Source organism: Bdellovibrio reynosensis (assembly GCF_022814725.1).
Classification (GTDB): Bacteria; Bdellovibrionota; Bdellovibrionia; order Bdellovibrionales; family Bdellovibrionaceae; genus Bdellovibrio; species Bdellovibrio reynosensis.
Genome location: NZ_CP093442.1, coordinates 725,939 through 750,933 on the forward strand (window position 1 = coordinate 725,939; position 24,995 = coordinate 750,933).

At 42.8% G+C, this 24,995-nt stretch carries 24 protein-coding genes; 17 read left to right on the plus strand and 7 right to left on the minus strand.

The window, feature by feature from the left end:
• Nucleotides 1-130: 130 nt before the first annotated feature.
• Both argS and MNR06_RS03350 read right to left on the minus strand, forming a co-directional pair.
• The gene (gene argS / locus MNR06_RS03345; RefSeq protein WP_243538606.1) at nt 131-1,879 is read right to left on the minus strand and encodes an arginine--tRNA ligase; all 1,749 of its coding nucleotides are present in this window, start codon (nt 1,877-1,879) and stop codon (nt 131-133) included.
• Complete coding sequence (locus tag MNR06_RS03350) at nt 1,876-2,490, minus strand: hypothetical protein (RefSeq protein WP_243538607.1); 615 nt, start codon at nt 2,488-2,490, stop codon at nt 1,876-1,878. Before MNR06_RS03350 ends, argS begins: the two co-directional genes overlap by 4 nt.
• A gap of 389 nt (nt 2,491-2,879) precedes the next feature.
• Between MNR06_RS03350 and MNR06_RS03355 the strand changes: the two genes are divergently transcribed.
• Entirely contained in the window at nt 2,880-3,413 is a 534-nt protein-coding gene (locus MNR06_RS03355; protein WP_243538608.1) for a tyrosine-type recombinase/integrase, read from the plus strand.
• Between the two features lie 66 nt (nt 3,414-3,479).
• Here the strand turns inward: MNR06_RS03355 and MNR06_RS03360 are convergent, their stop codons facing one another.
• A complete protein-coding gene (locus MNR06_RS03360; protein ID WP_243538609.1) occupies nt 3,480-3,815 on the minus strand; it encodes a hypothetical protein in 336 nt (111 codons plus the stop codon).
• A gap of 503 nt (nt 3,816-4,318) precedes the next feature.
• Here MNR06_RS03360 and MNR06_RS03365 point away from each other — a divergent pair.
• The 15 genes from MNR06_RS03365 (at nt 4,319) to MNR06_RS03435 (ending at nt 17,822) form a co-directional block, all read left to right on the plus strand.
• Nucleotides 4,319-6,184 carry a C1 family peptidase gene (locus tag MNR06_RS03365; RefSeq protein WP_243538610.1) on the plus strand — a complete coding sequence of 622 codons (1,866 nt, stop codon included), beginning with the start codon at nt 4,319-4,321 and terminating at the stop codon, nt 6,182-6,184.
• A gap of 108 nt (nt 6,185-6,292) precedes the next feature.
• Complete coding sequence (locus MNR06_RS03370; RefSeq protein ID WP_243538611.1) at nt 6,293-6,907, plus strand: 2OG-Fe(II) oxygenase family protein; 615 nt, start codon at nt 6,293-6,295, stop codon at nt 6,905-6,907.
• 2 nt (nt 6,908-6,909) lie between these two features.
• Complete coding sequence (locus MNR06_RS03375) at nt 6,910-7,659, plus strand: ABC transporter ATP-binding protein (protein WP_243538612.1); 750 nt, start codon at nt 6,910-6,912, stop codon at nt 7,657-7,659.
• Nucleotides 7,656-8,402, plus strand: coding sequence for an ABC transporter permease (locus MNR06_RS03380; protein WP_243538613.1), 747 nt, complete (start codon nt 7,656-7,658; stop codon nt 8,400-8,402). Before MNR06_RS03375 ends, MNR06_RS03380 begins: the two co-directional genes overlap by 4 nt.
• A gap of 17 nt (nt 8,403-8,419) precedes the next feature.
• Nucleotides 8,420-9,346 (plus strand): ABC transporter substrate-binding protein, encoded by a 927-nt coding sequence (locus MNR06_RS03385; RefSeq protein ID WP_243538614.1) that lies wholly within the window; start codon nt 8,420-8,422, stop codon nt 9,344-9,346.
• A 170-nt stretch (nt 9,347-9,516) separates the two neighbouring features.
• Nucleotides 9,517-10,071: a YceD family protein gene (locus MNR06_RS03390; RefSeq protein WP_243538615.1), complete on the plus strand. Its 555-nt coding sequence runs from the start codon at nt 9,517-9,519 to the stop codon at nt 10,069-10,071.
• A 72-nt stretch (nt 10,072-10,143) separates the two neighbouring features.
• Nucleotides 10,144-10,329: a 50S ribosomal protein L32 gene (gene rpmF / locus MNR06_RS03395; protein WP_243538616.1), complete on the plus strand. Its 186-nt coding sequence runs from the start codon at nt 10,144-10,146 to the stop codon at nt 10,327-10,329.
• Nucleotides 10,330-10,350: 21 nt separating this feature from the next.
• On the plus strand, nt 10,351-11,346 hold the full coding sequence (locus MNR06_RS03400; RefSeq protein WP_243538617.1) for a beta-ketoacyl-ACP synthase III: 996 nt from the start codon (nt 10,351-10,353) through the stop codon (nt 11,344-11,346).
• A 3-nt stretch (nt 11,347-11,349) separates the two neighbouring features.
• Complete coding sequence (fabD, locus tag MNR06_RS03405) at nt 11,350-12,315, plus strand: ACP S-malonyltransferase (RefSeq protein WP_243538618.1); 966 nt, start codon at nt 11,350-11,352, stop codon at nt 12,313-12,315.
• Nucleotides 12,316-12,434: 119 nt separating this feature from the next.
• Nucleotides 12,435-13,184 (plus strand): 3-oxoacyl-[acyl-carrier-protein] reductase, encoded by a 750-nt coding sequence (gene fabG, locus MNR06_RS03410; RefSeq protein ID WP_243538619.1) that lies wholly within the window; start codon nt 12,435-12,437, stop codon nt 13,182-13,184.
• A 106-nt stretch (nt 13,185-13,290) separates the two neighbouring features.
• On the plus strand, nt 13,291-13,527 hold the full coding sequence (acpP, locus tag MNR06_RS03415) for an acyl carrier protein (RefSeq protein ID WP_041871683.1): 237 nt from the start codon (nt 13,291-13,293) through the stop codon (nt 13,525-13,527).
• A 5-nt stretch (nt 13,528-13,532) separates the two neighbouring features.
• A complete protein-coding gene (gene fabF / locus MNR06_RS03420; RefSeq protein WP_243538620.1) occupies nt 13,533-14,807 on the plus strand; it encodes a beta-ketoacyl-ACP synthase II in 1,275 nt (424 codons plus the stop codon).
• Nucleotides 14,808-14,809: 2 nt separating this feature from the next.
• On the plus strand, nt 14,810-15,280 hold the full coding sequence (locus MNR06_RS03425) for an RpiB/LacA/LacB family sugar-phosphate isomerase (protein ID WP_243538621.1): 471 nt from the start codon (nt 14,810-14,812) through the stop codon (nt 15,278-15,280).
• A gap of 634 nt (nt 15,281-15,914) precedes the next feature.
• Nucleotides 15,915-17,162 (plus strand): serine hydroxymethyltransferase, encoded by a 1,248-nt coding sequence (gene glyA, locus MNR06_RS03430; protein WP_243538622.1) that lies wholly within the window; start codon nt 15,915-15,917, stop codon nt 17,160-17,162.
• A 63-nt stretch (nt 17,163-17,225) separates the two neighbouring features.
• Nucleotides 17,226-17,822 carry a M23 family metallopeptidase gene (locus MNR06_RS03435; protein ID WP_243538623.1) on the plus strand — a complete coding sequence of 199 codons (597 nt, stop codon included), beginning with the start codon at nt 17,226-17,228 and terminating at the stop codon, nt 17,820-17,822.
• 25 nt (nt 17,823-17,847) lie between these two features.
• Here the strand turns inward: MNR06_RS03435 and MNR06_RS03440 are convergent, their stop codons facing one another.
• Nucleotides 17,848-21,090, minus strand: coding sequence for a coiled-coil domain-containing protein (locus MNR06_RS03440; protein WP_243538624.1), 3,243 nt, complete (start codon nt 21,088-21,090; stop codon nt 17,848-17,850).
• A 157-nt stretch (nt 21,091-21,247) separates the two neighbouring features.
• A complete protein-coding gene (locus MNR06_RS03445) occupies nt 21,248-22,228 on the minus strand; it encodes a hypothetical protein (RefSeq protein WP_243538625.1) in 981 nt (326 codons plus the stop codon).
• Nucleotides 22,229-22,622: 394 nt separating this feature from the next.
• On the opposite strand from MNR06_RS03445, the gene MNR06_RS03450 reads away from it, so the two are divergent.
• Nucleotides 22,623-22,922 (plus strand): hypothetical protein, encoded by a 300-nt coding sequence (locus MNR06_RS03450; RefSeq protein WP_243538626.1) that lies wholly within the window; start codon nt 22,623-22,625, stop codon nt 22,920-22,922.
• 11 nt (nt 22,923-22,933) lie between these two features.
• Here the strand turns inward: MNR06_RS03450 and MNR06_RS03455 are convergent, their stop codons facing one another.
• Together MNR06_RS03455 and MNR06_RS03460 are read right to left on the minus strand one after the other, a co-directional pair.
• On the minus strand, nt 22,934-23,521 hold the full coding sequence (locus MNR06_RS03455; RefSeq protein WP_243538627.1) for a hypothetical protein: 588 nt from the start codon (nt 23,519-23,521) through the stop codon (nt 22,934-22,936).
• 247 nt (nt 23,522-23,768) lie between these two features.
• Nucleotides 23,769-24,359 carry a YceI family protein gene (locus MNR06_RS03460; RefSeq protein WP_243538628.1) on the minus strand — a complete coding sequence of 197 codons (591 nt, stop codon included), beginning with the start codon at nt 24,357-24,359 and terminating at the stop codon, nt 23,769-23,771.
• Nucleotides 24,360-24,995 lie beyond the last annotated feature (636 nt).

Here is a 24,995-nt window from a genome sequence, read left to right on the forward strand (position 1 = left end):
TATTGCGAGCCGATCATCTTTGTATTTGAGTAAAAAGACTAGCGTTAATGCAGTGGATTGCTTGCGCCGCGAAATTTGCTATGAAAACAAACAAAATAACGGCGCAACGACTCTAAATGAAAACTAGATGTTACATCTTTTCTGGAGCCGGGATGCCCAACACAGAAAGACCTTGCTTCAGTGTCATCCCCACAGCCGCACTTAACGCCAAACGAGCTGCGCGCACAGTTTCATCTTTCTCAGTTCCAATCGGGCATTCGTGATAAAAGACGTTAAACTTTTTCGCCAGCTCATAAAGGTAAGTACACATCGCTGCGGGTCTGAAGTTTTCAGATGCCAAAGCCATGTTGGAATTGAATGATGCCAAGGCTTGCAACAACTGACGTTCAGAAGAATGCGTTAAAGAGGCCCAGTTTATCTTAACACCTTCAGTGCGTGGGAATTTTCGTCCCAAGCTTGCGATACGAGCGTAAGAATACTGAACAAAAGGTCCTGACTCACCATCAAGCTTCAACCATTCATTCATATCAAATACGATCTTTTTGTTAGTGTCGATGCGAAGCATGCCATAGAAAATCGCACCCTTTGCTACTTGACCCGCAATCGTATTGATATCTTCTTTAGACCATTCATTTTCATAACGACTTAAATAAGTCGTCTTCACGTGGTCTTCCATGCGATGAACAAGTTCTGTCAATGGAACGATATTTCCTTTGCGCGAACTCATTGCTCCATCAGGAAGCTCTACGTAGTTGTATTGTAAGTGGAAGCAGTTTTTAGCCTGCTCAAAACCCAGCATCTCTAAAACTCGAAACACCTGTTTAAAGTGCAAAGCCTGGCGCATATCCACGATGTAAACGCTTTTTTCAATGTGCACGTCTTCGAATTTATGTTTGGCTAACAATAAATCCTTCGTGGCATATAGACCTGTGCCGTCCGTTTTTAAAAGCATACAGAAACCTAGATTTTCTGCTTCCAGATTTTTACCGATGGCACCTTCGGATTTTTCAAGTTTACCTTGGGCGTAAAGTTCTTTTACCCACGCCGTAGACGGACCATCCATTTCTGATTCAAAATACCATTCGTCAAATTCAACATCAGCCCACGCGTAAACGCTTTTCATTAATTGGATAGACCATTCCCGGGTCTCTTTCCAAAGTTCATAATAAGGACCTGATTTTGATTCAAGCTCTTGAAGGATGGCAGTCAACTCTTGGCGATTGATAACCTCTTGAGGTGTACCATTCTGATCTTCAAGCAAAAGGTTGGCCTTTGAATACATGCGCCCCAACCACTCCCCTTTTCCAGTTTCTGGAGCAGGTTCTTGGTTGTGCTTTTTCATATACCAAAGACATTTCGCCACGTGGGTGCCCATGTCGCCAGGGAACGTTGATGAAACCACATCCCGACCCGAATACTTAAGCATGGAAACAATGGCAGCGCCCAAACAAAGGTTGCGCATATGTCCCACGTGAAGCTCTTTGTGGGTGTTCGGCTGTGAATACTCGAACATTGTCTTTGGAGAAGATTCCACAAGCTGTTTTTTAAACATAGATCCATCAAGGATGCTTGCGACGACTTTTTCACCATGAAATGCCGGCGAGAAAGTAAGATTTAAATAAGGACCGGCTGCTTGAACTTTTTGAACTGTTGAATCAGCAGTAAAATTTTGCGCGATTTCTGCAGCGATTTGCGGAGGACCTTTTTTAAGCGCTTTTGCCAAAGTAAAACAACCAAATGCCAGATCACCCATTTCAGATTGTGGTGGTTCAACAAGGGCCTTATAGATTTCATCATCAGAAAGGTTTTGACCCATTTTTTGAATGGCTTCAGAGATTTTTTGAGTCGCTAAAAGGCGAACGGCGTCGTGCTTGATCATAGACCCTTCCAAAACAAGAGCGTGGCAATCGATGAGATACTCACCAAAAGGACGACTATACTGATTTTTTTGTGAAAGTTCAGGTCTTTTTTCATCTGCAAAAGCTCGCTAGAGAGCTGATTTTTCTCTGACAGAATGATTTGCAGCTTTGAAGACAGATTTTCCATGGTTTCTAAGCGTTCCTGGCGCTCTAATTCCACTTCTTTAAGGGCCTTTTGGTGCAAAACCTGGGGATTTGTACTGATAAAATATTGCGGCGTAAGCCCCGGGATTTTCTCCCTTAAAGCCATATACCATTGCAAAGCACGCCAAATATGCGGGGGAGCTTCATCCCCATTTTTAGTCCATCGGGTCCAACTGGATGGATCGACCAAAAGAAGTTGGGCCATCTTTCTTTGAGAAAGGCCTAAATTCCCACGAATTTCATCGAGATTTCCTAACTGCTTTTGAATGACTGAAACCTGGGCTTCGTAATGCATCCGTAAAGATGTCTTTGAGCGAGGGTTTAAATCAGGGGGTAAATCAGTGTGTAAATCGATGTCTAAAAAACCCTCGTTTGAAAGGCTGTTTTCAAAGCCTTCCCGAACCTGGTCTAAAACGTCCTGCTCCATTTTCACCCCTCTGGACCGTTGCACTTCACAACATTTATGTTGTTTTACGCAATATTTTACGTTGTGATTTACAGATATGATTCCAAAAGGGCATTTAGGGTGTCAAGCTAAGTCATTGAAACTACAAAAGAATCTGCCATGGGTACCCCTGGGCACCCCTTTTTCAAATCTGACTATAGCTTATAGTTATAAGCTATAGCATTAAGTATATGATTTTTCTCGTTATTTTATGCGGTAATGTCAGAGGGTTTTATCGTGACACCATGCATCTATATCGGACTCACTGCGTCTAAACAGAAATAATTTACCTATCATTACTTTGAATGCGCAGCGTCATACAGCTTTGAAAAGGCCTTGTCAAATAGGCCCCTTCTTTTGAATCATCAATTATGTCTTCGCCATCCCGGTACCAACTCAACAAAAACAAGTATCTTTTAAGCCCCGAAACGGAACGCTTACGCAAGATTCTGGGGGATTTCCAGGATAAGGATCCCCGCAATTGTTTGATGATTTGGACAGCTTTAAGAACCGGGGCCCGGGCCCAGGAAGTTTTAAATATCCAAAGAAGTGATCTGAATCCCTATGATGAAAGTGTTTTTATCCGGGGTTTAAAAGGCTCTAATGACCGGGAAATCCCCCTTCATTCTGACCTTTTTAATCGACTTCATCGTTTCGCCGAAAATCAAGGGGGAACCAAGGTTTTTCCGATCACCTATCCCCGGCTTTATCAGATCTGGGAAATGTACCGCCCAGTGCCTAAAAAATTCCACGCTTTAAGGCATACTTTTGCGATCGAGCTTTATCAGAAGACGAAGGATTTAAGATTGGTCCAGGTAGCGTTGGGGCATCGAAACATCACGAATACGATGGTTTACGCGGATTACATCTATTCTCAGCAGGAACTTAAGAAACTCATTCTTTAAAAAAAATAACTCCGGGCAAGGACTCCGGAGTTATTGGTGGTTTTAAACTGTGGTGGTTCGCAGGGATTATTCTTCGAAAGAAGAAATCTCGTTAGCTAAGCGTTCAAATTGCTTATCTTCAGAAGCTCTGTGGTGAGATCTTTCTTTTTTAAAAGCTAAAAGCTCTTGGTCTGTTGGCGCATTGTAAGAGACACCTGAATTTTCAACTACAACGATACGCTCACGCATTTTTGCAGCCGCCGCGATGTCACGGGCTTCTTCAAGATTGTGTTTCACTGTGGAGTGAAGTTCTGATTGAGCTCTAGAGTTCTCAGAGATCAAATCACCAAAATCTACTTTTTCTTTGGCAAAGCTTATAGCAGGAATCAAAACCATAACTGATACAAGTAATTGCTTTTTCATAAATTCACTCCTTGCGAATACAAAGAGTAAAAGCAAGGGCGGTGCCAAGCCTACTTTCAATTGGTCGCTTATAGCCGGAAAACACTGACCAAAAATTTAACAGCTGTCGACTGGAGTCTGACAGTGTTGAATAGATGTCTCAAAATGAGATTACAAATAGTGACCGACTCTCAGATCAAAAAAGCTTAGGAAACTGTCTACTCATATAAGAGTCATTCCTTTGAATGGGACAAAATCCTTCGCAGTATCCTTCACTAGAGCAAATTCCCCGGCTCTACCAAAGATGAGTCAGGAATTTTTCGCAAACTTTTCTTATGCTGAAACTTCGACAATTAATCCAGCATATTAGAAATTTCTAGTCTTCGGTTTCAATCTTACGTCTAGCTTTCAGTCACTGTGAAACGACATCACCTCGTGTTCAAAAGTGCGGGAACTTTTTAGCTATGGCTCTGCTCTATTGCTCTTTAACATAAAGGAAATAATTTTTTAGGGAGAAAAATTTGATGAGAAATTATATTAAGCCTGTGGGGGCTACTCTTGCTCTCAGCATGATTCTGCACGTTTCTCCTAACTTCGCATTGGCTTCAGCGGAAAATCCTGGTCTTCGTGAGATGACAGCTGAAGAAAACCAAAAACTTCATAAAACAAAGATCAAAAAGGTTCGTCCTAACCGTTTGGGTCTTGAGCGCGTAAATAAAGAAAGACAGTCTCGCGGTGAGGCTCCAATTTCAGAAGACACAAATCTTCCAGAAGTTGAAACAGAGGACTCTTTAGGTGCTAGCGCTAAAAAAGGTGGAAACACTCAAGAACCGATTCTATCAGCAACAGCTGTAACGACTCCGGCCCAAGTGGACAACTCAAATCATCCTGCCTTTCCACCGATCGGAAACCAAGGCTCGATTGGTTCGTGTGTAGCGTGGGCAACAACTTACTATATGATGAGCCACGAAGTGTGCTTGACGTTAGGTTGTAACAATAAAAACTACGCTCAGCGTATCTATTCGCCAAAGTGGACATACAACATGATCAACGGTGGCGTGGATAACGGTTCTTACTTTTCTGACGCTTTTTCAGTGTTAGAAAAACACGGAGCTGCGACTCAAACAGATTTCCCCTATGACTCTGATTACAGAGCTTGGGATATGAATTCTGAACACTGGAAACGCGCTATTAACTCGCGCATGAAAGCGGCGAGCTACGCTACTATCAATACGGACGCTGGTATGGCAACAGTAAAACAACTTTTAGCCAACGGTCACGTGGTTGTAGTTGGTACTTACATCAATAGCTGGCAATACCGCACAGTTCAAGTTCGTCCTGGCGTTTCGTCACCATTTGCAGGGCAATGGATTGCTACGCACATGAATGGCAAAGTGAGCGGTCACGCAATGACGATCGTTGGTTACGATGACAACATCTGGACTGACATCAATGGTAACGGTGCCGTTGAAGCCGCAGAACTGGGCGCCTTCAAGTTTGCCAATTCATTTGGTAACACTTGGAGAAATGCTGGTTACGCTTGGGCTTCTTACGATGCTTTCCGCGTCAGCACGACAGTTCCAAATTTTTATCCATCAGGTCGTATTCAATTAACCCAAAGTGGTAATGCGACTTATTCTACTTACACGTCTTACACTCCTAAGTTGATCGCGGAAGTTAGAATGTCCCATGCTCTTCGTTCGCAAATTTCTTTAGCGTTCGGACAGTCAAGCACTTCTGGCACGAGCCCCTCTTCACAATGGACGCCATTTGCGTTCGTAGGTCGCGGTGGTGGTTACGCGTTTAACGGAACGACTTCAGAGGTGGAAGGAAGCTTCTTCTTTGATATCTCTTCTTTAGCAGCTTCAGATGTGAACACCCAAAAGTTCTATCTGATCTCTAAAGACAGCACTTCTGGAGCTGTTTTAACTACAAGAGCTTTCAACGTTGTAAATCCGTCGGTAGGTAATACTTTGATGGCTGCAGCAGGTGTTCCAATGACAACTGATGCAACAACGAAGACTTTGGTAGCTTCAGCAGCGGCTGCACCGGCGCCTGCTCCAGCTCCAGCTCCAACACCGACTCCAACACCAGTGCCTTCTGATACGACGGCTCCAACAATGCCGGGCAGCTTTAATATTGCCCCAGCATTGTACAACAACGGTCTGAATGCGAAGGTGACATTAACTTGGACTGCGTCTTCTGATAATGTGGGTGTGGCTAAATACCGCATCTTTGTGAACGGTTCTGTTTTTGCTGAAACGACTTCCCTAAACTACGTACATATGAACATCACTAAAAACGTGACTTATAACTATCAAGTTGCAGCAGTGGATGCTGCGGGCAACGTGTCTGCTAAAACAGCTATTAAGTCTATAACTTGGAGATAAAAAACTTAACAGTTAAAGACAGTATTGTTTTTCACCGGCCCTCTTAGAGATTCTAAGGGGGCTTTTTTCTTCTTGCCTGCTCCAAACCTCAGCTTGTATCGTCGGATCATGATTAAAACTCTTTTTCCGACCTTTGTTTATTATGCTCCGTTAAAATCCAAAGATCTTGGTCCGCTTAATAAGGATTTAAAAAAAGAATCCTTAAAAATTGCTGAAATCGATGAACAAGGCCAAGAGTGGTCAGAAAAAAACTATCCAGGGGGATTTACTTCCTATGGATCCATGGCGCAGTTGCATCGCTTTTCTTCGACTTTTGAAGAGCTAGAAAAAGAGATCGATAAACACGTAAGAAAATTCGTAAAGCATCTTGAGATGGATATTAATCCAAAAGAACTTAAGATGACGTCCTGTTGGGTCAATATCATGCCTAGCAACGTTACTCACAGTATGCACTTGCATCCGCTTTCAGTGATCAGCGGCACTTATTATGTTCAGACACCAAAAAACTGTTCAGCAATTAAGTTTGAAGATCCGCGCTTTGATTCCTTTATGGCGTCCCCACCAAGAAAACATAACGCCAAAACTCACAACCAAAGACATTACGCCTTAGAACCCCAAGAAGGAAATGTGGTTTTATTTGAAAGCTGGCTTCGTCATGAGGTCCCTAAAAATGCTTCAGACAAAGAGCGCATTAGCATCAGCTTTAATTACGATTGGGTGTAGGGATGGAACAAGCCCTGGGAATTAAGATAAAAACGCTGTCGAAAAGTTTTGGCTCTAAAACAGTCATCAAAGATCTTAGCGTTGAAATTACTCCTGGCAGCTTTGTTACATTGTTAGGTCCTTCTGGGTGCGGTAAATCCACTTTACTTCGCCTGATCGCAGGTCTTGATAATCCAACAGTAGGGGAGTTAGCACTCTCCCCGTCTGGAAAGAAAAAATTTGGCTTCGTCTTTCAGGAAGCCAATTTACTTCCTTGGAAGACTGTAAAAGAAAATGTCAGCCTGCCGTTTGAGTTGGATGAAGACTTAAAGAGCATTTCTAAACCAGCCCGCGACGAAAAAGTTTTTGAGGCTTTAAGAAAAGTAAAACTTGAAGGCAGTGAAAACTTATTTCCCCATGAACTTTCTGGCGGAATGAAAATGCGCGTATCCATTGCGCGCGCCTTAGTTAGTAATCCCAGACTTTTGTTAATGGATGAACCTTTCGCCGCTTTAGATGAAAACACCCGTTTTGAAATGCAAGATCAGCTTCTGCAATTATGGGAAACCGAAAAGATGACGGTGGTGTTCGTGACCCATTCATTGTACGAAGCTAGCTACCTATCCCAACGAGTGATCATGTTAAAAGCCCCTGGCGCGATTATTTCTTCAGACATGAACTTGGCACTGCCGCCAAAAAGAAACTTGGAATTAAGAACCTCTGAAGCTTTTAACAGCGTATTAAAAGAACTTACTGAAAGGTTTAGATCATGAAAAAGGTCTTACCCGCTTTAGTCTTTTTTTGCTTATTGGTTCTTGGTCTTGAGCTTGCTGTAAAATGGGATCTCTTAGCTGAATCCCTAATACCCGCACCCAGCACTGTCGTAAAAACTTTGGTAGAGCTGCAAGCTGATTTCTTAGCTGCATTTTTTGAAACATTAAAAAACGTCGTCATTGGCCTACTCATGAGTATTGTTTTCGGTGGCGGATTAGCTTTGATATTTTCACTCTCAGATCTTTTAAAAAGAGCGATCTTACCTTTCGCTATTTTCTTTCAAACTGTTCCAATCATCGCAATTGCACCTTTATTGGTGATCTACTTTGGCTTTGGCGCACCGACGGTTATTGCTTCTAGCTTTATCGTTTCAATCTTTCCTATGATCGCAAATACTTTGATGGGGCTGGAAAGTGCCAGCGAAGCTCAGAAAGATTTGTTTAAAATCTATCATGCCTCCCCGTTAAAAATATTATTTAAACTAAAACTTCCCATTGCTTATTCGTATGTCTACTCAGGCTTAAAAATCTCTGCGGGTCTTTCCATCATCGGCGCCATTGCTGGTGAATTCGTCAGCGGCGGGGGCTTAGGCGCCTTGATTGATTCTGCGCGCACCCAGCAAAGGGTAGATATTGTCTTTGCAGCCCTTTTATTGTTATCACTGATGGGTCTTTTATTTTTAGCAACTTTAGAAATTCTGAATCGATTGATTTTAAAGCGTCGACCTTTTGCGATGAACTAATCAGGGGTAAAAAAATTATGAAACACATTCTTGGCTTTTTAATTTTCCTTCTTTCTTTCAACGCCACTGCGGAAACAATCACTTTGGCACTCAACTGGAAAGCAGAGCCAGAGTTTGGTGGCTTTTATGCCGCAGCTTTAGAAGGAATGTTTAAAAAACACGGTCTTGATGTTAAGATTCAAGAAGGTGGCTCTGGAACTCCGACAGTGCAAATGCTTGCAAACAATAAAGTGGAATTTGCCATCGTCAGTGCGGATGAAATCATTCTTTCCCACGATAGAAATCCAAAAAACAAAGTCAAAGCGCTGTTCGCGGTTTATCATACAGCTCCGTACATCATCATGACCCATGCTGAAAGAAACTTTAAAAATCTTAAAGAAGTTTTTATGAGTGACGGTGTGATCGCCTTGCAATCAGGACTTCCCTACTATGGATTTTTAGTGAACAAATTCGGTAAGCCAAAAGCGAAGATCGTTCCCTATCTTGGTGGTGTTGCGAATTTCGTGAATGACAAAAAATTTTCGCAACAAGGATTCATTCTTTCTGAACCAGTAAGTGCAGAAAAAGCAGGAGCAAAAACTAAGAACTTCATCATCGCTGAAGAGGGATTTAATCCCTATCTCGTAGTGATCGCAGCGACGGAAGAAACTTTAAAGAGAAAACCAGAAATTGCGAAAAAGCTCGTACAAGCCTCCCGCGAAGGTTGGGAATCTTATTTAAAAGACCCAACGGCCACTAATAAACACATGGCGACTTTGAACAAAGCCATGGATTTAGATAGCTTTAATAAGGGCGCAGCAATGCAAAAGCCTCTAATTCAGACGAAGGGTTCACCCCTAGGAACGATGACTCTAGAGCGCTGGCAAACGCTGGTGCAACAGCTTAAAGACCTTAAACTTATCAAAAACGACGTGAAGGCCGCGGAGCTTTTCACCAATTTCTAAAATCAGAAGATATTATGAAGAAATATAGGGTTCTTTGGGAGTAAGCCCTCCTAAAGACCTTAGGATTTTTGCCACTCTTAGGGATGTGGAGTATATTAATCTATTGTCTACTTGACCTGGTGTTCCATTTCACATAAAACGAACCCCTTGTAGAAAACTAGGAGCCTTATATGAAAATTAACTTAATGGAAATCCCTGAAGAAGGCCGTAGCTACCACTGGGACACACAGTCAGGTGAATTGAATCAGATTTTAAATGACCTGATTGGCAAAACCCCTCACGAAGCTGAGTTTTTTATTAAGCCCTTGAATTCCCGTGATTTTGAGCTGACTGGAACTATTAAAACAAAACTTCCTGAAACCTGCGCCCGTTGCGGGATTGAGTTTCCTTTTCCAGTGAATTCTAAGTACCGCGAATTCTTAATTCCCAAACAAGATCACCCCCGCGGAAGTAAATATTCCAAGGTCAATCATATCAGTGACTTACCCGAAGATGGCCCTGACGTATCTGAATACGATGGCCATATATTTGATATGGGTGAATTCCTTCATGAAGTCGTTGCTCTTGCTGCGCCTTTTAATGCTGCAGGCCCTGAGGACGAAAATGGAGATTGCTCAATTTGCAAAATTCCCGTGAAAGGACAAAGCTTTAGCTACGACGAAGAAATGCCGGGCGTAAAGCCAACTAATCCTTTTGGGGTTTTAAAGAATATCAAGATCAATTAAATTGTTGATTTTTATCATTCTTTGGTTAAATTAACGTGCTTCGAATATAAATGACTCAAAAAGAGGTTTGAAATGCCAACTCCTAAGAAGAAAACATCTCGTTCTAAACGTGATATGCGCCGTTCTCACGATGGTTTGTCTGCACCAGCAGTATCTGTTGAAAAGAAAACTGGTGAATTGACTCGCCCTCACCGCGCACACAAAGGTGCTGACGGTGCTTTGTACTACAAAGGCAAGCAAATCAGCGCAGCTAAGTAATTTTAAAGACAGGTTGATTCCATGGCTGGACAATTTCGTTCTCGAGTTTCAGGGGTAGGTTCCTACCTGCCAGAAAAAGTGCTTACCAACTTTGATTTAGAAAAGATGGTGGACACTAATGACCAATGGATCGTCGAGAGAACTGGAATTGAACGCCGTCATATTGCTGCCGAAGGCGAGTTCACATCGGACTTATGCTTAAAGGCTTCGCAAAGAGCTCTTGAAGACGCAGGGCTCACTCCCCATGATATCGACATGATCGTTGTAGGTACGGTTTCTGGTGATCGCCAGATGCCGTCTACTGCGTGTTACTTACAAAGCAAACTAGGTTGCAGAAATATCGTATCTTTCGATTTGAATGCAGCCTGTTCTGGTTTCGTTTACGGCGTTTCAGTCGCCGATCAATTCATCCGCTCAGGAATGTATAAGCATGTTCTGGTTGTAGGCGCTGAGGTTCTTCACCGCTTCGTTAACTACCAAGACCGTGAAACCTGCATTCTGTTTGGTGATGGCGCTGGTGCGTGGATTGTTTCCCGTGCTGAAGCAAACGAAACAAATCTGATTGAAAGCAGTCACCTTCATTCTGATGGTGACCTAGCTGAATTACTGACTGTTCCTGGTGGTGGCAGTATCATGCCACAATCTCAACAGGTTCTAGAAAGCAAATTGAACTTCGTTACGATGAAAGGTCGCGAGATCTTTAAAAACGCAGTTCGCACTATGGCTCTTTGCTGTCGTGAAGCTTTAGAACATAACAATCTTCCGCCTGAAAAAGTGGACTGGATTGTTCCTCATCAAGCCAACAAACGCATTATCGAAGCTGTGGCTGATCAATTTAAATTCCCAATGGATCGCGTGATTGTTTACTTGCATGAAACTGGCAATACATCCGCTGCATCAATTCCTGTAGCCTTTGACTGGGCTGTAAAAACCGGAAAAATTAAAAGAGGCCAGACGATCTTGTTAACCGCATTCGGTGCAGGTCTTACTTCTGGCAGCATTCTTTTGAGGTATTAAAACATGTTTACGTTAGCATTCCCTGGACAAGGCTCCCAGCAACCTGGCATGGGCCGCTTTTTATTTGATAATTTCAAAATCGCTCAAGAAACTTTTGAAGAAGGTTCTGAGGCATTAAAACAAGATATGAAAAAGCTGTGCTTTGATGGCACTGAAGCTGAACTTGCTTTGACTGAAAATACTCAACCAGCGTTATTGTTGGTTTCTACTGCGACCCAAAAGGTTTTGCGTAATGATCTTGGTGTTAAAGCTGTTGCAGCTGCAGGACACTCTATCGGTGAATACGCGGCCCTTGTTGCGGCTGATGTCATTCGTTTTGATGAAGCTATGCGTGCGGTTCGCACTCGTGGTCAAGCGATGCAATCCGCAGTTCCGGTTGGCAAAGGCGGAATGGTAGCAGTTCTTGGTTTAGAGCCAGATCAAGTAGAAACACTTTGCAATTTCGTTGTGAAAAACTCTGGCTTTGGTCCTTTGTCTGCGGCGAACTTCAATTCCCCTGGGCAGATTGTTATCTCTGGCTCGCAACAAGCTATTAACTGGTTGAAAGATAATTTCAAACCAGAAGTGATCTTCACTGAAGCTCCTAAGCGCGCGAAGTTAATTCCTTTGACAGTTTCAGCTCCGTTTCACTGTGAAATGATGAAACCCGCTGAAGATAAAATGCGTCTTGTGCTGACTGCGATGGAGTTTAACAAGGCCGCATTTCCAATCATTCAAAACTTCCACGCCAAAGCTGAAACCGAAGGAAATATTTTGCGCGAAAATTTAATTCGCCAAGTTTCTGCACCTGTTCGCTGGACGCAAAGTATGGAAGTTTTAAAATCCATGAACCATGCACAAGTCCTTGAATGTGGCGCTGGTAAAGTGCTTCAAGGCCTTCTAAAGAAAATCGATGGTGATTTCTTTAAAGTGATGACGACAACAAGCATGGAAGATCTTAAAACTATTGAAGATTCTTTGAAAGCTTAGTGTCATTGAAATGTCTTGAGATTTATTCGGAGTTCAGACAGAGTGTGGGCAAAATAACACGCCCCTGATCGGAACATCCGAATTTTACAGCGTTGTATTTGCAAAAAAGGACACTATAGATGAGCGGAAAATCGCTTCAAGGTAAGAAAATCGTAGTAACTGGTGGCAGCCGTGGAATCGGTGCCTCTATCGTGAAGCTTTTGGCTGACGAAGGCGCTCAGGTTGCATTTACCTATTCTTCACGCGAAGAAGCCGCACAACAAGTGGCACATCAACTTTCTGGCGAAGGACATTTTTATATTAAAATGGACATCGCAAACGAGGAATCGGTCAACGAAGCCGTAGATCACATCCTTGAAAAATGGCCTGAAGTAGACGGAGTTGTGAACAACGCCGGCATCACTAAAGACCAACTATTACTTCGCATGAAAGCGGAAGACTTTGATTCCGTTATTAATACAAACTTACGCGGAACCTTTTTAGTAACAAAAGCTTTCACAAAACCAATGATGAAAGCGCGCAAAGGGTCCATCGTTAATATCACTTCTATCATCGGTGAAACTGGCAATGCAGGACAAGCAAACTACGCAGCTTCTAAAGCTGGTACGATTGCCTTTGCAAAATCGGTGGCATTGGAATTGGCGTCTCGCAATGTTCGCGTGAACAACGTGGCTCCAGGCTTTATCGCGACAGAAATGACAGATATTCTTTCTGAAGATGTTAAAGGCAAAATGATGGAACGTATTCCGCTTAACAAAATCGGTGAAGGCAGCGACGTTGCTCAAGCAGTCAGATTTTTGCTAAGTGATGAATCAAAATATATCACTGGTCACACATTAGATGTGAACGGTGGTATGCATATGAACTAGGATCAATTCCTAATTCATATTCGGATCTCAGATTGAACTTGTGAGATCCCACGGTAACTAGACTTGAAACAGTTGTTAAGATGAACGCACTATAAGGAGAAACAAAATGGCAATTCATCCAAAAGTAAAAGATATCATTGTTGAGCAATTAGGCGTAGATCCAGATAAAGTTAAGCCTGAAGCTTCTTTTATCGACGATCTTGGCGCTGACAGCTTGGATATCGTTGAACTTGTGATGGCAATGGAAGAAGAATTCGATCTTGAAATTCCTGATGAAGACGCTGAAAAGCTAAAAACAGTTCAAGACGTAGCTTCTTACCTTGAGAAAAAAGGAAAAGCTTAATTTTTATGACCTCCCGATTTGAACGTCCATCTAAACCGCAAAGAAGAGTAGTCGTTACCGGCGTTGGCGCAGTGACTCCCCTTGGTAATACCATTGAGGACAGCTGGGCTAATGCAATTGCAGGTAAATCTGGTATTGCACCGATCACCCGCTTTGATACGACAGGCTTTGATGTGACTTTTGCTGGTGAAGTGAAAGGATTTAATCCTGATCTTTACGTTGAGAAAAAAGAGCAAAAGAAGATGGATACATTCATTCACTACGCGATTGCAGCTTCTAAAATGGCCGTGGAAATGGCGAAATTAGAACTGACTCCGGAAGTGAAAGCTCAAGCGGGAGTGATTATCGGTGTGGGTATCGGTGGTCTTCAAATCATCGAAGAATCCACACTGAAAGTGAAGGAGAAAGGTCCTGGTCGCATCAGCCCTTTCTTCATCCCTGCAGTTATCACAAACTTAGCAGCAGGCCAGGTTTCCATTGAGTTGGGTTTTCAAGGACCAAACTACTCTGTGACATCGGCTTGTGCTTCGGGTGTACATTCTATCGGTGATGCTGTTCGCTATATTCGCGATGGCAACACAGATGTGATGTTGGCCGGTGGTTCTGAAAGCACCATCTGTAAACTTGCAGTCGGTGGTTTTGCTGCGATGAGAGCTTTATCAACTCGCAATGATGCCCCTGAAAAAGCCAGCCGTCCTTGGGATAAAGACCGTGATGGTTTTGTTCTTGCGGAAGGTGCTGCCGTTCTTTGTATTGAATCTTTAGAGCACGCTGAAAAACGCGGCGCTAAAATTTTGTGTGAAATCACTGGTTACGGTGTTTCATCGGATGCTTACCACATGACTTCACCAGCTCCAGAAGGCGCTGGTGGTTACAAAGCCATGTCGGAAGCACTTAAAGATTCAGGCTTAAAAGCTTCAGACATTCAATACGTAAATGCTCACGGAACAAGTACACCGATGGGTGATGGTTTGGAATCTTCAGCGATCAAACGCTTGATGGGTGACCATGCTAAAGACGTTTGGGTTTCTTCTACGAAATCAATGATGGGCCACGCACTGGGTGCGGCTGGTGCCATTGAATCTGCTTTCTGTGTGATGGCGATTCGCGATCAAATCGTACCTCCGACAATCAACTTGGATAATCCAAGTGAGGATTGCGATCTTGATTATGTTCCACACGAAGCTCGTCGTGGAAACATTAACAATGTTCTAAATAATAGCTTTGGCTTCGGTGGCACAAACGCCTCGATGATCTTCTCAAAGTATCAAGGGAAATAAAAATGGTTGTATATACGGGCTGTGATCACGCTGGGTTGGATTTAAAACTTAAAGTGATGGCGGCCTTCCCTGATCTTCAATGGAAGGACATGGGAACGTATAGCGGCGATTCTGTTGATTACCCTGATTATGCCGACAAGGTCTGCAAACACGTTGTCGAAGCAGAACTTTCAAATCAAAAAAACAATATCGAAGATTCTATCAATGGTCCTGCTATTGGTATTCTGATCTGCGGATCAGGCCAAGGTATGGCTATTCGGGCAAATCGCAATCCTCAGGTGCGTGCAGCACTTTGTTGGAATGAGGATATTGCTAAGCTTTGTCGTGAACATAATAATGCTAATATACTTGTTCTTAGTGCGCGATTCACGGCTCCGGATTTGGCTGTGAAGATGGTTAAGTCTTTCCTTGAAGGCCGCTTCGAAGGCGGACGTCATCAGAAACGGGTCGCTAAATTGTCGGCTCCTTGCTAGCTGGCTCTTTGGCAGAGTTTATAGGCTTAGGCCTCTGCGCTCAGACAGTCCTCGCTCGTTTCTTTTTCTCTTGGCTACCGCTGGTTGTGTGTTGGCTCGTCTGCGGAACTCGCTCCGAGGACTAAGCCTATAAACTCTGCCAAAGAGCCAGCGCGAAGTTCTCGAAATTTACGAGATTCTGATGGGGAAGGTTTAACCACCGCTCCGGTTCTGCGCAGTGTTACCAAAAGGTGCCTGCTTGCTGCGGGCTCCTGCCCTTGCCCTTCGGGCTGGCGCGAAAAAATGCCGTCATGGCATTTTTTGCTTTTTGCGGTTTCACCGCGTCAAAGGGTGCACTACATTTCTTGATCGAGAGTCCTTCAACTTCCGAACTCGTGAATCATATTTTGAATATTAAAATGAACCTTAACATAATCTTGAAACTAACACTCTCCGTTGAGTCTTTTCATTTATCCTCTTTCGGGGAATAATTTTTTCTAACAATGCCAAGGTTGGCGAGAAGGGTTCAGCTGCAAGGCGGAGGATCTTTTGCGAAACGGAGGCGTACCTGTAAGGTACGTCGGAGAGAAGCGAAAGACCGCACAACGCAGTCAGATGGGCCCTTATCGGCGACCGCCTTAAAGGAGTTTCTTATATGCATTCCATCTCGTTGCCTCTTGCTGAAGTAGATTCTGAAGTTTCTGCGGCTATTAATAAAGAAGCTGAACGTCAGGAGCTTGGTCTAGAGATGATTGCTTCTGAGAATTATACTTCTCGTGCTGTTATGGAAGCGCAAGGGTCTATTCTTACCAACAAGTATGCTGAGGGTTATCCTGGCAAACGTTATTATGGTGGTTGTGTTAACGTTGATACAGTTGAATCACTTGCTATTGATCGCGCTAAAAAACTTTTTGGAATCAACTACGTAAACGTACAACCTCACTCTGGTTCTCAAGCTAATATGGGTGTTTATCTTGCGGCTTGTAAGTCGGGTGACACTATTCTTGGTATGGATCTTTCTCACGGCGGGCATTTGACTCATGGATCGCCTGTGAATTTCAGTGGCATGCTTTTCAAAGCGGCTTCTTACAAATTGGATCCTGAAACTGGTCGAATTAATTACGATACTATTCGTGCTACTGCGAAAGAAACTCAGCCGAAACTTATCATTGCTGGTTATAGCGCTTATCCGCGCACTTTGGATTTTGCTAAATTTAAAGAAATCGCTGATGAAGTTGGTGCGCAGCTGCTAGTCGATATGGCTCACTTTGCGGGGCTTGTGGCTACGGGGCACCACCCGTCTCCGGTTCCTTATGCTGATTATGTAACAACGACAACTCATAAAACTTTGCGTGGTCCGCGTGGTGGCATCATCATGACTAACTCTGAGGAAAAAGCGAAGATCATCAACTCACGCATTTTCCCGGGCATCCAAGGTGGACCTCTTGAGCATGTGATTGCTGGTAAAGCGGTTGCGTTCGGTGAAGCATTAAAACCTGAATTCAAAAAGTATAGCGAACATGTGATTCAAAATGCGCAAGCTTTGGCGGAAGGAATGCTTTCTGAAGGGTTTAAACTTGTGACAGGTGGTACAGACAATCACTTGATCTTGGTTGATTTAAGCGACCGGGAGATCACTGGTAAACTTGCGGAAAATTCTTTGGATGAAGCCGGCATCACCGTTAATAAAAACACTGTGCCAAATGAAAAACGTTCTCCGTTTGTCACAAGTGGTGTTCGTATCGGGACACCGGCATTAACAACTCGTGGAATGGGCACAAAAGAAATGAAGCAAATCTCGAAGTGGATTGCTCAAGTTCTGAATAATCCAGAGGATGTTGGTCTTAAAAATCGCATCCACGAAGACGTTAAAGCTTTATGCAAACAGTTCCCTCTGTATTAAAAACAGGCAGATAACAAAAAAAGCCCCGCACAATTTCAATAAAGACTTTGGAATCAGGGGCTTATGTCGTATACTCAAAGCATGTCACCAGGATGGAAACAGCTCGTAAAACTTGCAGGATGCATTATTTCAGTAGGAACTTTAGGTTCCTGCACAACCTTTCATACTCCCCTTTCCCGGGAGTATTTTGCTGCCGGATCTCCGCCACCGACTCAAAGTGCCGCGCGAAATCCTAGCTCAGATCAAAGTCCTTACATCGAAAATGAAATGACCTTTGACTGGCCCGTAGACAGCGCTCGTATGACCAGAGGTTTTTTACCTCACAAGAAACGACCGCACCTAGGGATTGATTTAGCAGCTCCAAAAGGAACGCCTATATTGGCCTCTCAGACCGGCACAGTGATCTATGCAGGTCGTGAGTTCCGTGGCTACGGAAAAATGGTTCTAATCGAGTCTGGCGACGGCTGGGCAACACTGTATGCTCACTTTGATAAGATCCTTGTGGTTGAAGGTCAAAAGGTTCGCCAGGGTGAAGTGATCGGCGCCATGGGAAGAACTGGCAGAGCCACGGGAGTGCACTTGCATTTTGAGGTTCGCAAGGACAGAGGGCCCATTGACCCTCTACCGCTACTTCCTCATGTGCCGACGGCGGGACTTTAACAGACCGCCCCCGCCACTAAAAGCATTACTGCGTGTACGAGTAACTTAGAGAAGCCCTTAGGTACTTCACTTTCACGGCCGATCTATCGGCTACTTCTAAGTCATTTGAGATTCTAATTCTTACGGTTGTTACGCCCGCATGGGACGAGAACACGGAAGCCTTCGAAACGACAGAGCCATCGGTGATTAAATTACCCAAGATACCCTTCGTTTCGTCACTGAGTTTACTTTTACTCATTTCAACAGAACCGTTTCTTGTCGATTTAAATTGAAAATCCCAGCGGAAAAGATTCACGTTGCGCGGATAATAGAATGTATGAATTTGGCTACCATCATTGATGGTCCCTTTTTCAGCTAACTGGAAATCCATAAACAAAGTAGGCCTGATGCTTACGCCATCTTCCACCTTACTAAATTCCACCTCATGCTCTAAAACATCCACATCAAAAATTCTAACGTTTTTGTAGTATTGGTATTTTGACTCAGGAAGCAGGATATCCACGTATCCATAGTGATTTAGCACAGCCAGTTGTTCACTGTTAAGAGTGAGAGGCGCGGTCGTCGCCAAAGTGATACCGTGATTCGATTTTAAAAGATTCGTCGTCAACTCTCCGATTAAGCTTTGAATTTGAGCGAAATAAAAATCTTTCAATAGTGCAATAGCCACCTCAGTGTCAGTTTTGTCTAACTCGACTTGAAGCTTTTCACGCAAAGCTTTTAGGCTGTCAGCTTGCTTTGACTGATACTCTTGCAAAGTAAGGTATTTATAGGAACGAGTTAATTCACTAAATAAGTAAATCAAACGTTCTTCCGCATCCCGCGCTGCATTTTCCGCAAATCTCGGAAGAGTCCCATCAAAATTCCACTCACCATCAAGATATTTTTTTGAAATCAATCCGCTAGCTTTTACTAAATCATTGGTATGGGTGAAAAGTTTTTCAACTAAGTTGCTATACTCAACATGATCTTTTTGAATTTGCAGTTTTGTTTGCATTAAATCTTCTAACAACGAAGTCAATTGATTGAACATCGGAGCTAAAACGGGATCGCTCACGCGAAGTTTAGCAATTTCTTGTTCGATTTCTGATTGCGGAAATTGAGGTTGCTTTAGCGGAATGTCTGCTTTCTCAATTTTCTTAGCAGTGTCATAGAGGTCTTTTTGTAAACGACTGTAATGGTCGAATTTTTCCTCAATAGTCAAACCATCCAATTTTGAATGATCAAACTTATCCTTGAATTTAATCCAATCTGCCTTTGATTCATTGAACTTGGCTTTATTTTCGAATCCATCAAGGTGACCACGAATTTCTTCATAGTGAGCAACAAAGCCCTCTAGGGTCATAGCATCTGGTCCTGACCACACTGTTTCTAATAGGCCTGCAGTAACCCCTAATGCCGGTTGAGCGTAGGGTATTACCTTCGCTATGGCGGCGGCTGATTTTAAAAAGTTTTTAAACTGATCAGCTCGTTGGCGCGAAATTACATTTTGCTTCGCCTTTTCCTCAATCTGCTTGTTGATGTTTTCAAGATAAGCAGCAAGATAAGCTTCTTTTTTTTGTGCCAAATCCAGATTCGAAGAAAGGTTGGTAAATTTCTGTTGTGCATGGGAAATTTCTTTCAAAGTAGTCGCTAGATTAGCTTCTACTGCTTCCATGGCGCTTTTTGCCGCGGCTTCTTTTTCTTCTTTGGTTTTTAGTGATTTCTTAAAGATGGAAGCTAAGTAATAAGACCTTATAGCTCGATCTACTTCAGCTTTGTAAAGAGCTGCATTAAAAGAGAAAGTAAATTTGGGAACGTCGTTAAGGCCCCGCCCGAAATAATCTTTCTGCGCTAGAAGGGAATTATTAATTTTTTGGGCACTTAGTTTTACAGTTAAGTAGTCAGGATGATTTTCAGCATTTTTTAACTTTTCTTTAAAAGCTTTCAACAATACGGCCGCTTCTTCGAAGTTATTTTTCAAATAAGCTTCCTTAATTCTTGCAAGATTTAATTCAAAATAGATTCGCGAAAAATAAAAACTTGGACTTTGTTCAGAACGAACTCTACCGCCCTGATTCTGATGATCTGGTTGCGACGGGCTTAGTACTGAGGCGCCGTCTTTTTTATAGTACGGCCCATTGAGCTCAGGTACATCTTCCTTAAAATCATCTCTGTGGGTTGGAACTTTTCTCCAAGAAATTTTATAGTAAGGATTAGGCGTTCCCGCCAAGGAGCCAAATCTTTCCGGATCACCTAGTCCATTATTTCCCACAGTTAAATCAAAATAAATATTAGGAATATTTTTCGACTCTGCACTTAGAAATAAATTTCCACCTGCACCGCCAGCGCCTGGAAGTCCACCAGCTGTTGCATCTTTTCCATCGTCGGGAGTCACGCCCTCTAATCCAAGGGCCTTAACTATATCAATAAGAGTTTTGCAGGATAAGATAGGGTCATTTTTAGGCCCCGTATATTTACAGAGGTCTCTGCCTAGTGTTCTATGTTCGGCAGAAAAAATAATAGAACTAGCATGACTTAAGAATTGTTTTGGGACTGCGGCATCAGTGATCGGCACAATACTTTTTGCTCGAAGGCGGCCAAACTTATTAATTTCTTCCTGGGTCTGTCCCGTGCCTTTTCTTGCGTTTTGACCCTGCCCGCCGCGAATGATGATTCGCGCGTTTTGTGCACCCAGAACTTTGAATGATTTAGTATGAAGAAAGACGTTGCTTCCAGCAGCGCCATCGATCGCTTCTTTTGATGAATGTCCTTCACCAAGAGCAATTGGAGTCAGATCAATCTTTCCATTTTCTTCAAAAATGATCTCATCCGCAATTAAACGTAAATGAGTCGAGGGGAAATGCACCCGAGTTCTTACGATGATTTTATCCGCTTCGATTTTAAGATTTTTTAAATCCCTTGCTGAATGCAACACATTCCAAGGACTTTTATTGGCGTCGACAATCACAACTTGTCCACTATAAAGAATATTTCGAAGTTCTATACTTTGAGGGCATTCATTGTTTTGGTCAGGAATGCAATTGAATGATCCGTCGTATTTCTTTACTGCCGTGTGAATGGATCTGTAACTTGAATTTGTTGAAAGGTCTTTTTCCTTATCCGAAAGATAAGGAAGTTGATTTGATGATGCTGCCACAATTGCAGCTTGGGCTGATTCAAGATCCAGCATCTTGCCACTGTGAAGTTTCTGATCACAACCTACAAAGGTTAGGATCACTATGACTGCGAACGAACCGGCATATAACTTTTTAAGAATCTCCTGTCCCATATTCACCTCTAGATAAAGAGGTTCGCAAGGATCATTCCAGCCTCAGATGTAATATATTGCATATGAGATCCACTATTCCAGAATCCTGGATGAATTCGAGCATAAAAAAAGACAGCCCGAGGGCTGCCTTTTTAGAAACTTAATTCTATAGCAGAAATTAGAATACGTTAAGAGTCGTGTTAAGACCAACGTTTGTAAGTTCTGGCTTCAAGTTTTCTGGAGCGAACTGCATGTTTGGATACAAGTAGATGTCACGAGTAATCGCGATACCAAGACCCATAGATTGAGTGTACATGCTCTTTTCGAAAGTGCCTGCTTCATCAGATCTCATGTGGCTGTAGCTGAATGGACGGAATACAGTGCGGAAAGAGAAAGTGTCATTGAAAGCGTACTCAGCAAACGGATAAACACCGAATGAGTAATCGCTTCTTCTTCTTTTATTGCCGATTACGTCAGTAGCAGTAGCGTCGTCGCTAAACACAGAGTAACCGATAGAAGTAGAGATACCTGGTTGCCAGTTTGAGTTTGCGATATCAAAGATCATTGTGTGACCGAAACCTACAGCACCAATTGATTTGGTAACGTTCACATCATAGTCTGCAGTTGCATGTGAGTAGCTAGCAGAGAATGAATTTTGAGTCGTACCAATACGAGCCGTGTGACCGTAAGAAATAGATGGAGTAGAAACGTCAGTAGCACCACCATCAGAAGACATTTTAGAGATTTCATCAGCAGAGCTGTGAAGAGGGTGAACTACAGAAATACCTGTTGAAAGGCTCAAACGGTTTTTTGGGTCAATACGGTAAGAAACACCGATATCACCAAACATTTGAGTTACACCTTGTTGACTTGCTTCGCCAGAGTAGTTAGGACGAACTTTACCCAATGGATCAACCAAGTTACCACCATTGTAAGTAAGGTCAGCGCTCATAGACCATTTTGATTTAGAACCAGATTCAGCACGCATTTTAGCGTTTGTGATCTCGTTATCGATGTCTTTTGCTGCTTCTTCTTTGTTTTGAACGTCAGTCACTTTTACAGTGCTAGTGTTCGCTTGTTGGTTAGCTTGCTCTTCAGCGTGAGCAGCAGTAACCATAGATCCCGCCAAAATCAGTGATAATAAAATTTGTTTTTTCACTGGATTCCCTTTCATTCGTGGTTATTTGTTTCTTAATTTGTGAAACTTTATTTTTAAAACTTATCTAAAACCCCAAACACCACGATCCATGTGTTGTTCCATGAGCATTCTGTGGTCCCAAATTGGATCCGCCGAACGCTAATGAGCAAGTAAGGTGCCACGACTTCGGTCCCGATTCAACACCATTTATTCTGCATTTGACGAGCTGTAATCAAATATAGGCGATCTAAGACAAATGCGTCCGACTTTATTACGCGCCGTGCAATATTGGCCACAACACTGGTTTGTTGAAATCACATTCGCTGGTGAAAATTATTCACCTTTAATTGCGGTCTGCAAACCTACAGATTGCGCGGTTCTTCGGGTGTTTTAATACTTAGTACACGGAGGTTTTATGGCTGAGGTTACTAAGGTTCACTCCCAGGAAAAGGAATTCTTGCATGACGTGGGAGTTTCTTTGAATGCGGCTCTTTTCATCGTAGATCGGCTTACAGAAGAGCTTAAAGAAGAGCAGGGAAAATTAGAAACCGACGCTGAAGTAGAAAAACTCTTTAATCATCTCGCGACCTATTTGATCAAAATTGATCGCCTGGTAAAATCCCGCCACTCTCACCTTTCAGACATCATGGATGAAGAGCTGCAAAAAGAAAGAAGGGAGAGACTGGTGAAAGCCTCTCCCTCGCGAAGTTTATAAATTTTTAGCTCTTAGGGTAAAGATTCAACATCCACTAAGCTTGCTTCATACAACACGTTTGTAAGAGCTTCGAATGATTTAGCGCTGTCTGGAGCATACCATTGGTATCTGTTCTTATCTGGATCAACGAAATCTCTAAGAACACCTTCTTGAATAACTAGGGCACCGTTTTTATAGATTTCTAATGAAGCGTAGTAGCGCGAACATGCTAATTCCGTATTTGATGCGCAGAAGCTGCGGAAAACGATAGTAAATCCTGCTTTTTCAACGGTACCTTGAGCAACGCCGCTAGCATCATAATTTCCTGAATTTCTAGCATGAGTCGTAGAGACTAACATTTCTTGATCATTAATAAGAACAAAAGCTTCAATTTTTGCAGATTGAGAATTGTTATAAGCGCTTTCAATTCGAACCACATCAGCTAATAGACCTTGGGCCTCTGCATTTTCAGCAGCCTCTTGAGTTTTCTTACCATCAGCCACTGGCGCACCCATTCTGTTTCTTGCATAGCGTGCAGCGAATTCAGAATCCTTCTTAGCGCAGGCAGCAGTCATAGACATAATCATTAAAGAGCAAAAAATCAGTTTAAGGTTTTTCATAGTGAACTCCTTGTTCACAGTGAGGTATTGCAACAGCTTGGCCAAGCCAGTGGCACAGACAAGTGCCTGAAACGAAAGATGATTCTCACAGTGAAACAAGAAGGACAGAAAGAATTAAAGCCCGCGAAGACATTTTAGGCGCTAAGCTGCCAAGGAATTGGTCGGGACCAAGAGTAGTCTCAGAATGAGAAAAAAGAAAAGGCCCCATTTCTGGAGCCTTTCAGGTTTAGACTAACGAGGTGGCGGTCTATTTTTTAGCGATCAATTTAAGCGTCAATTCAAACTCATCATTGATGATCTTATCACCAGCAAGTTCTTTAAAGAAGTTACCAGATCCATATTTAAGACCCCATTTAGTACGATCGATTTTAACAAGGGCTTCACCAGTCACAGTGTTTTTCTCTACAGAAACCTTCGCTGGGAATTCGATAGGTTGTGTCACACCGATCATTGTTAAATCACCAACCACAGTCACTTCACCTTTTTTGACAGAAGGCTTTACTGTTTTAAGCGCAAATGTAGCCGTCGGGAATTTAGTCACGTTAAAGAAATCTTCATTAGAAAGATGACCCACAAGTTTTTTATTGTACTCAGCATCTTTGACGTCAGCGTTAGTAATAGTTGCCATATCCATAACAACATTACCTTTCGTGATTTGACCTTTATCAACGGTCACTTCACCAGCCTTAACTCCGATAGCACCATCATGAGAGCTTCCCGTTTTCTTAGAACCTTTCCAAGCAACTGTACTAGCCTTAGTATCAATTTTATAAACATCAGCCGCGAAAGAAGTACTAGCAGCCGCAAACACCAATGCACTTAAAACCAACTTCATCATCACAAAACTCCTAAATTGTGGTTTGTTGTTTTACACCATCAAACTATTTACCAAGATTTTTTTCGAAGCAACAATCAGCACAGAGAATTAAACCTTCATCCATAAAATAGAATTTAATACCCCAAATAAAGTGTGCAGAAAAAATCACGAAAGCTAATTCTAAAATCCAGTCATCGACGGAGCGAAACCGCAAAAAGCAAAAAATAAGCGAGACACCTTTCAGCGACGACGAAGTCGAGCGCCCCCAGCGAAGGCGAAGCCCAGCCAGGAAGCCTAACGAGAGTTAAGACGGATCAAAAGGGTTCAAGCACAAGGCGGAGGGGTTCTTGCGAAACGGAGGCGTACCCGCAGGGTACGTCGGAGAGAAGCAAGGTTCCCGACAACGCAGTCGATTGAGCCCTTTTCATCCGTCTCCGTTCGAAGCAAAGAAAAAGGAGAGCTTTTTGCGGCTCTCCTTTTTTTGTGAACCTAAGGCCTACTTGAATTTGTTCCAACTTGTGGAACGTGATTGATAACGCTTTTTGGTTATCTGACCTTGGTTACACATTTATAGTCTCTCTGTTTGTATTTTCTAACAAGTCCAGATTTCCATTCTAAATACTGCCTCGGGGGAATAGATTTATTTTAATAAGAGGA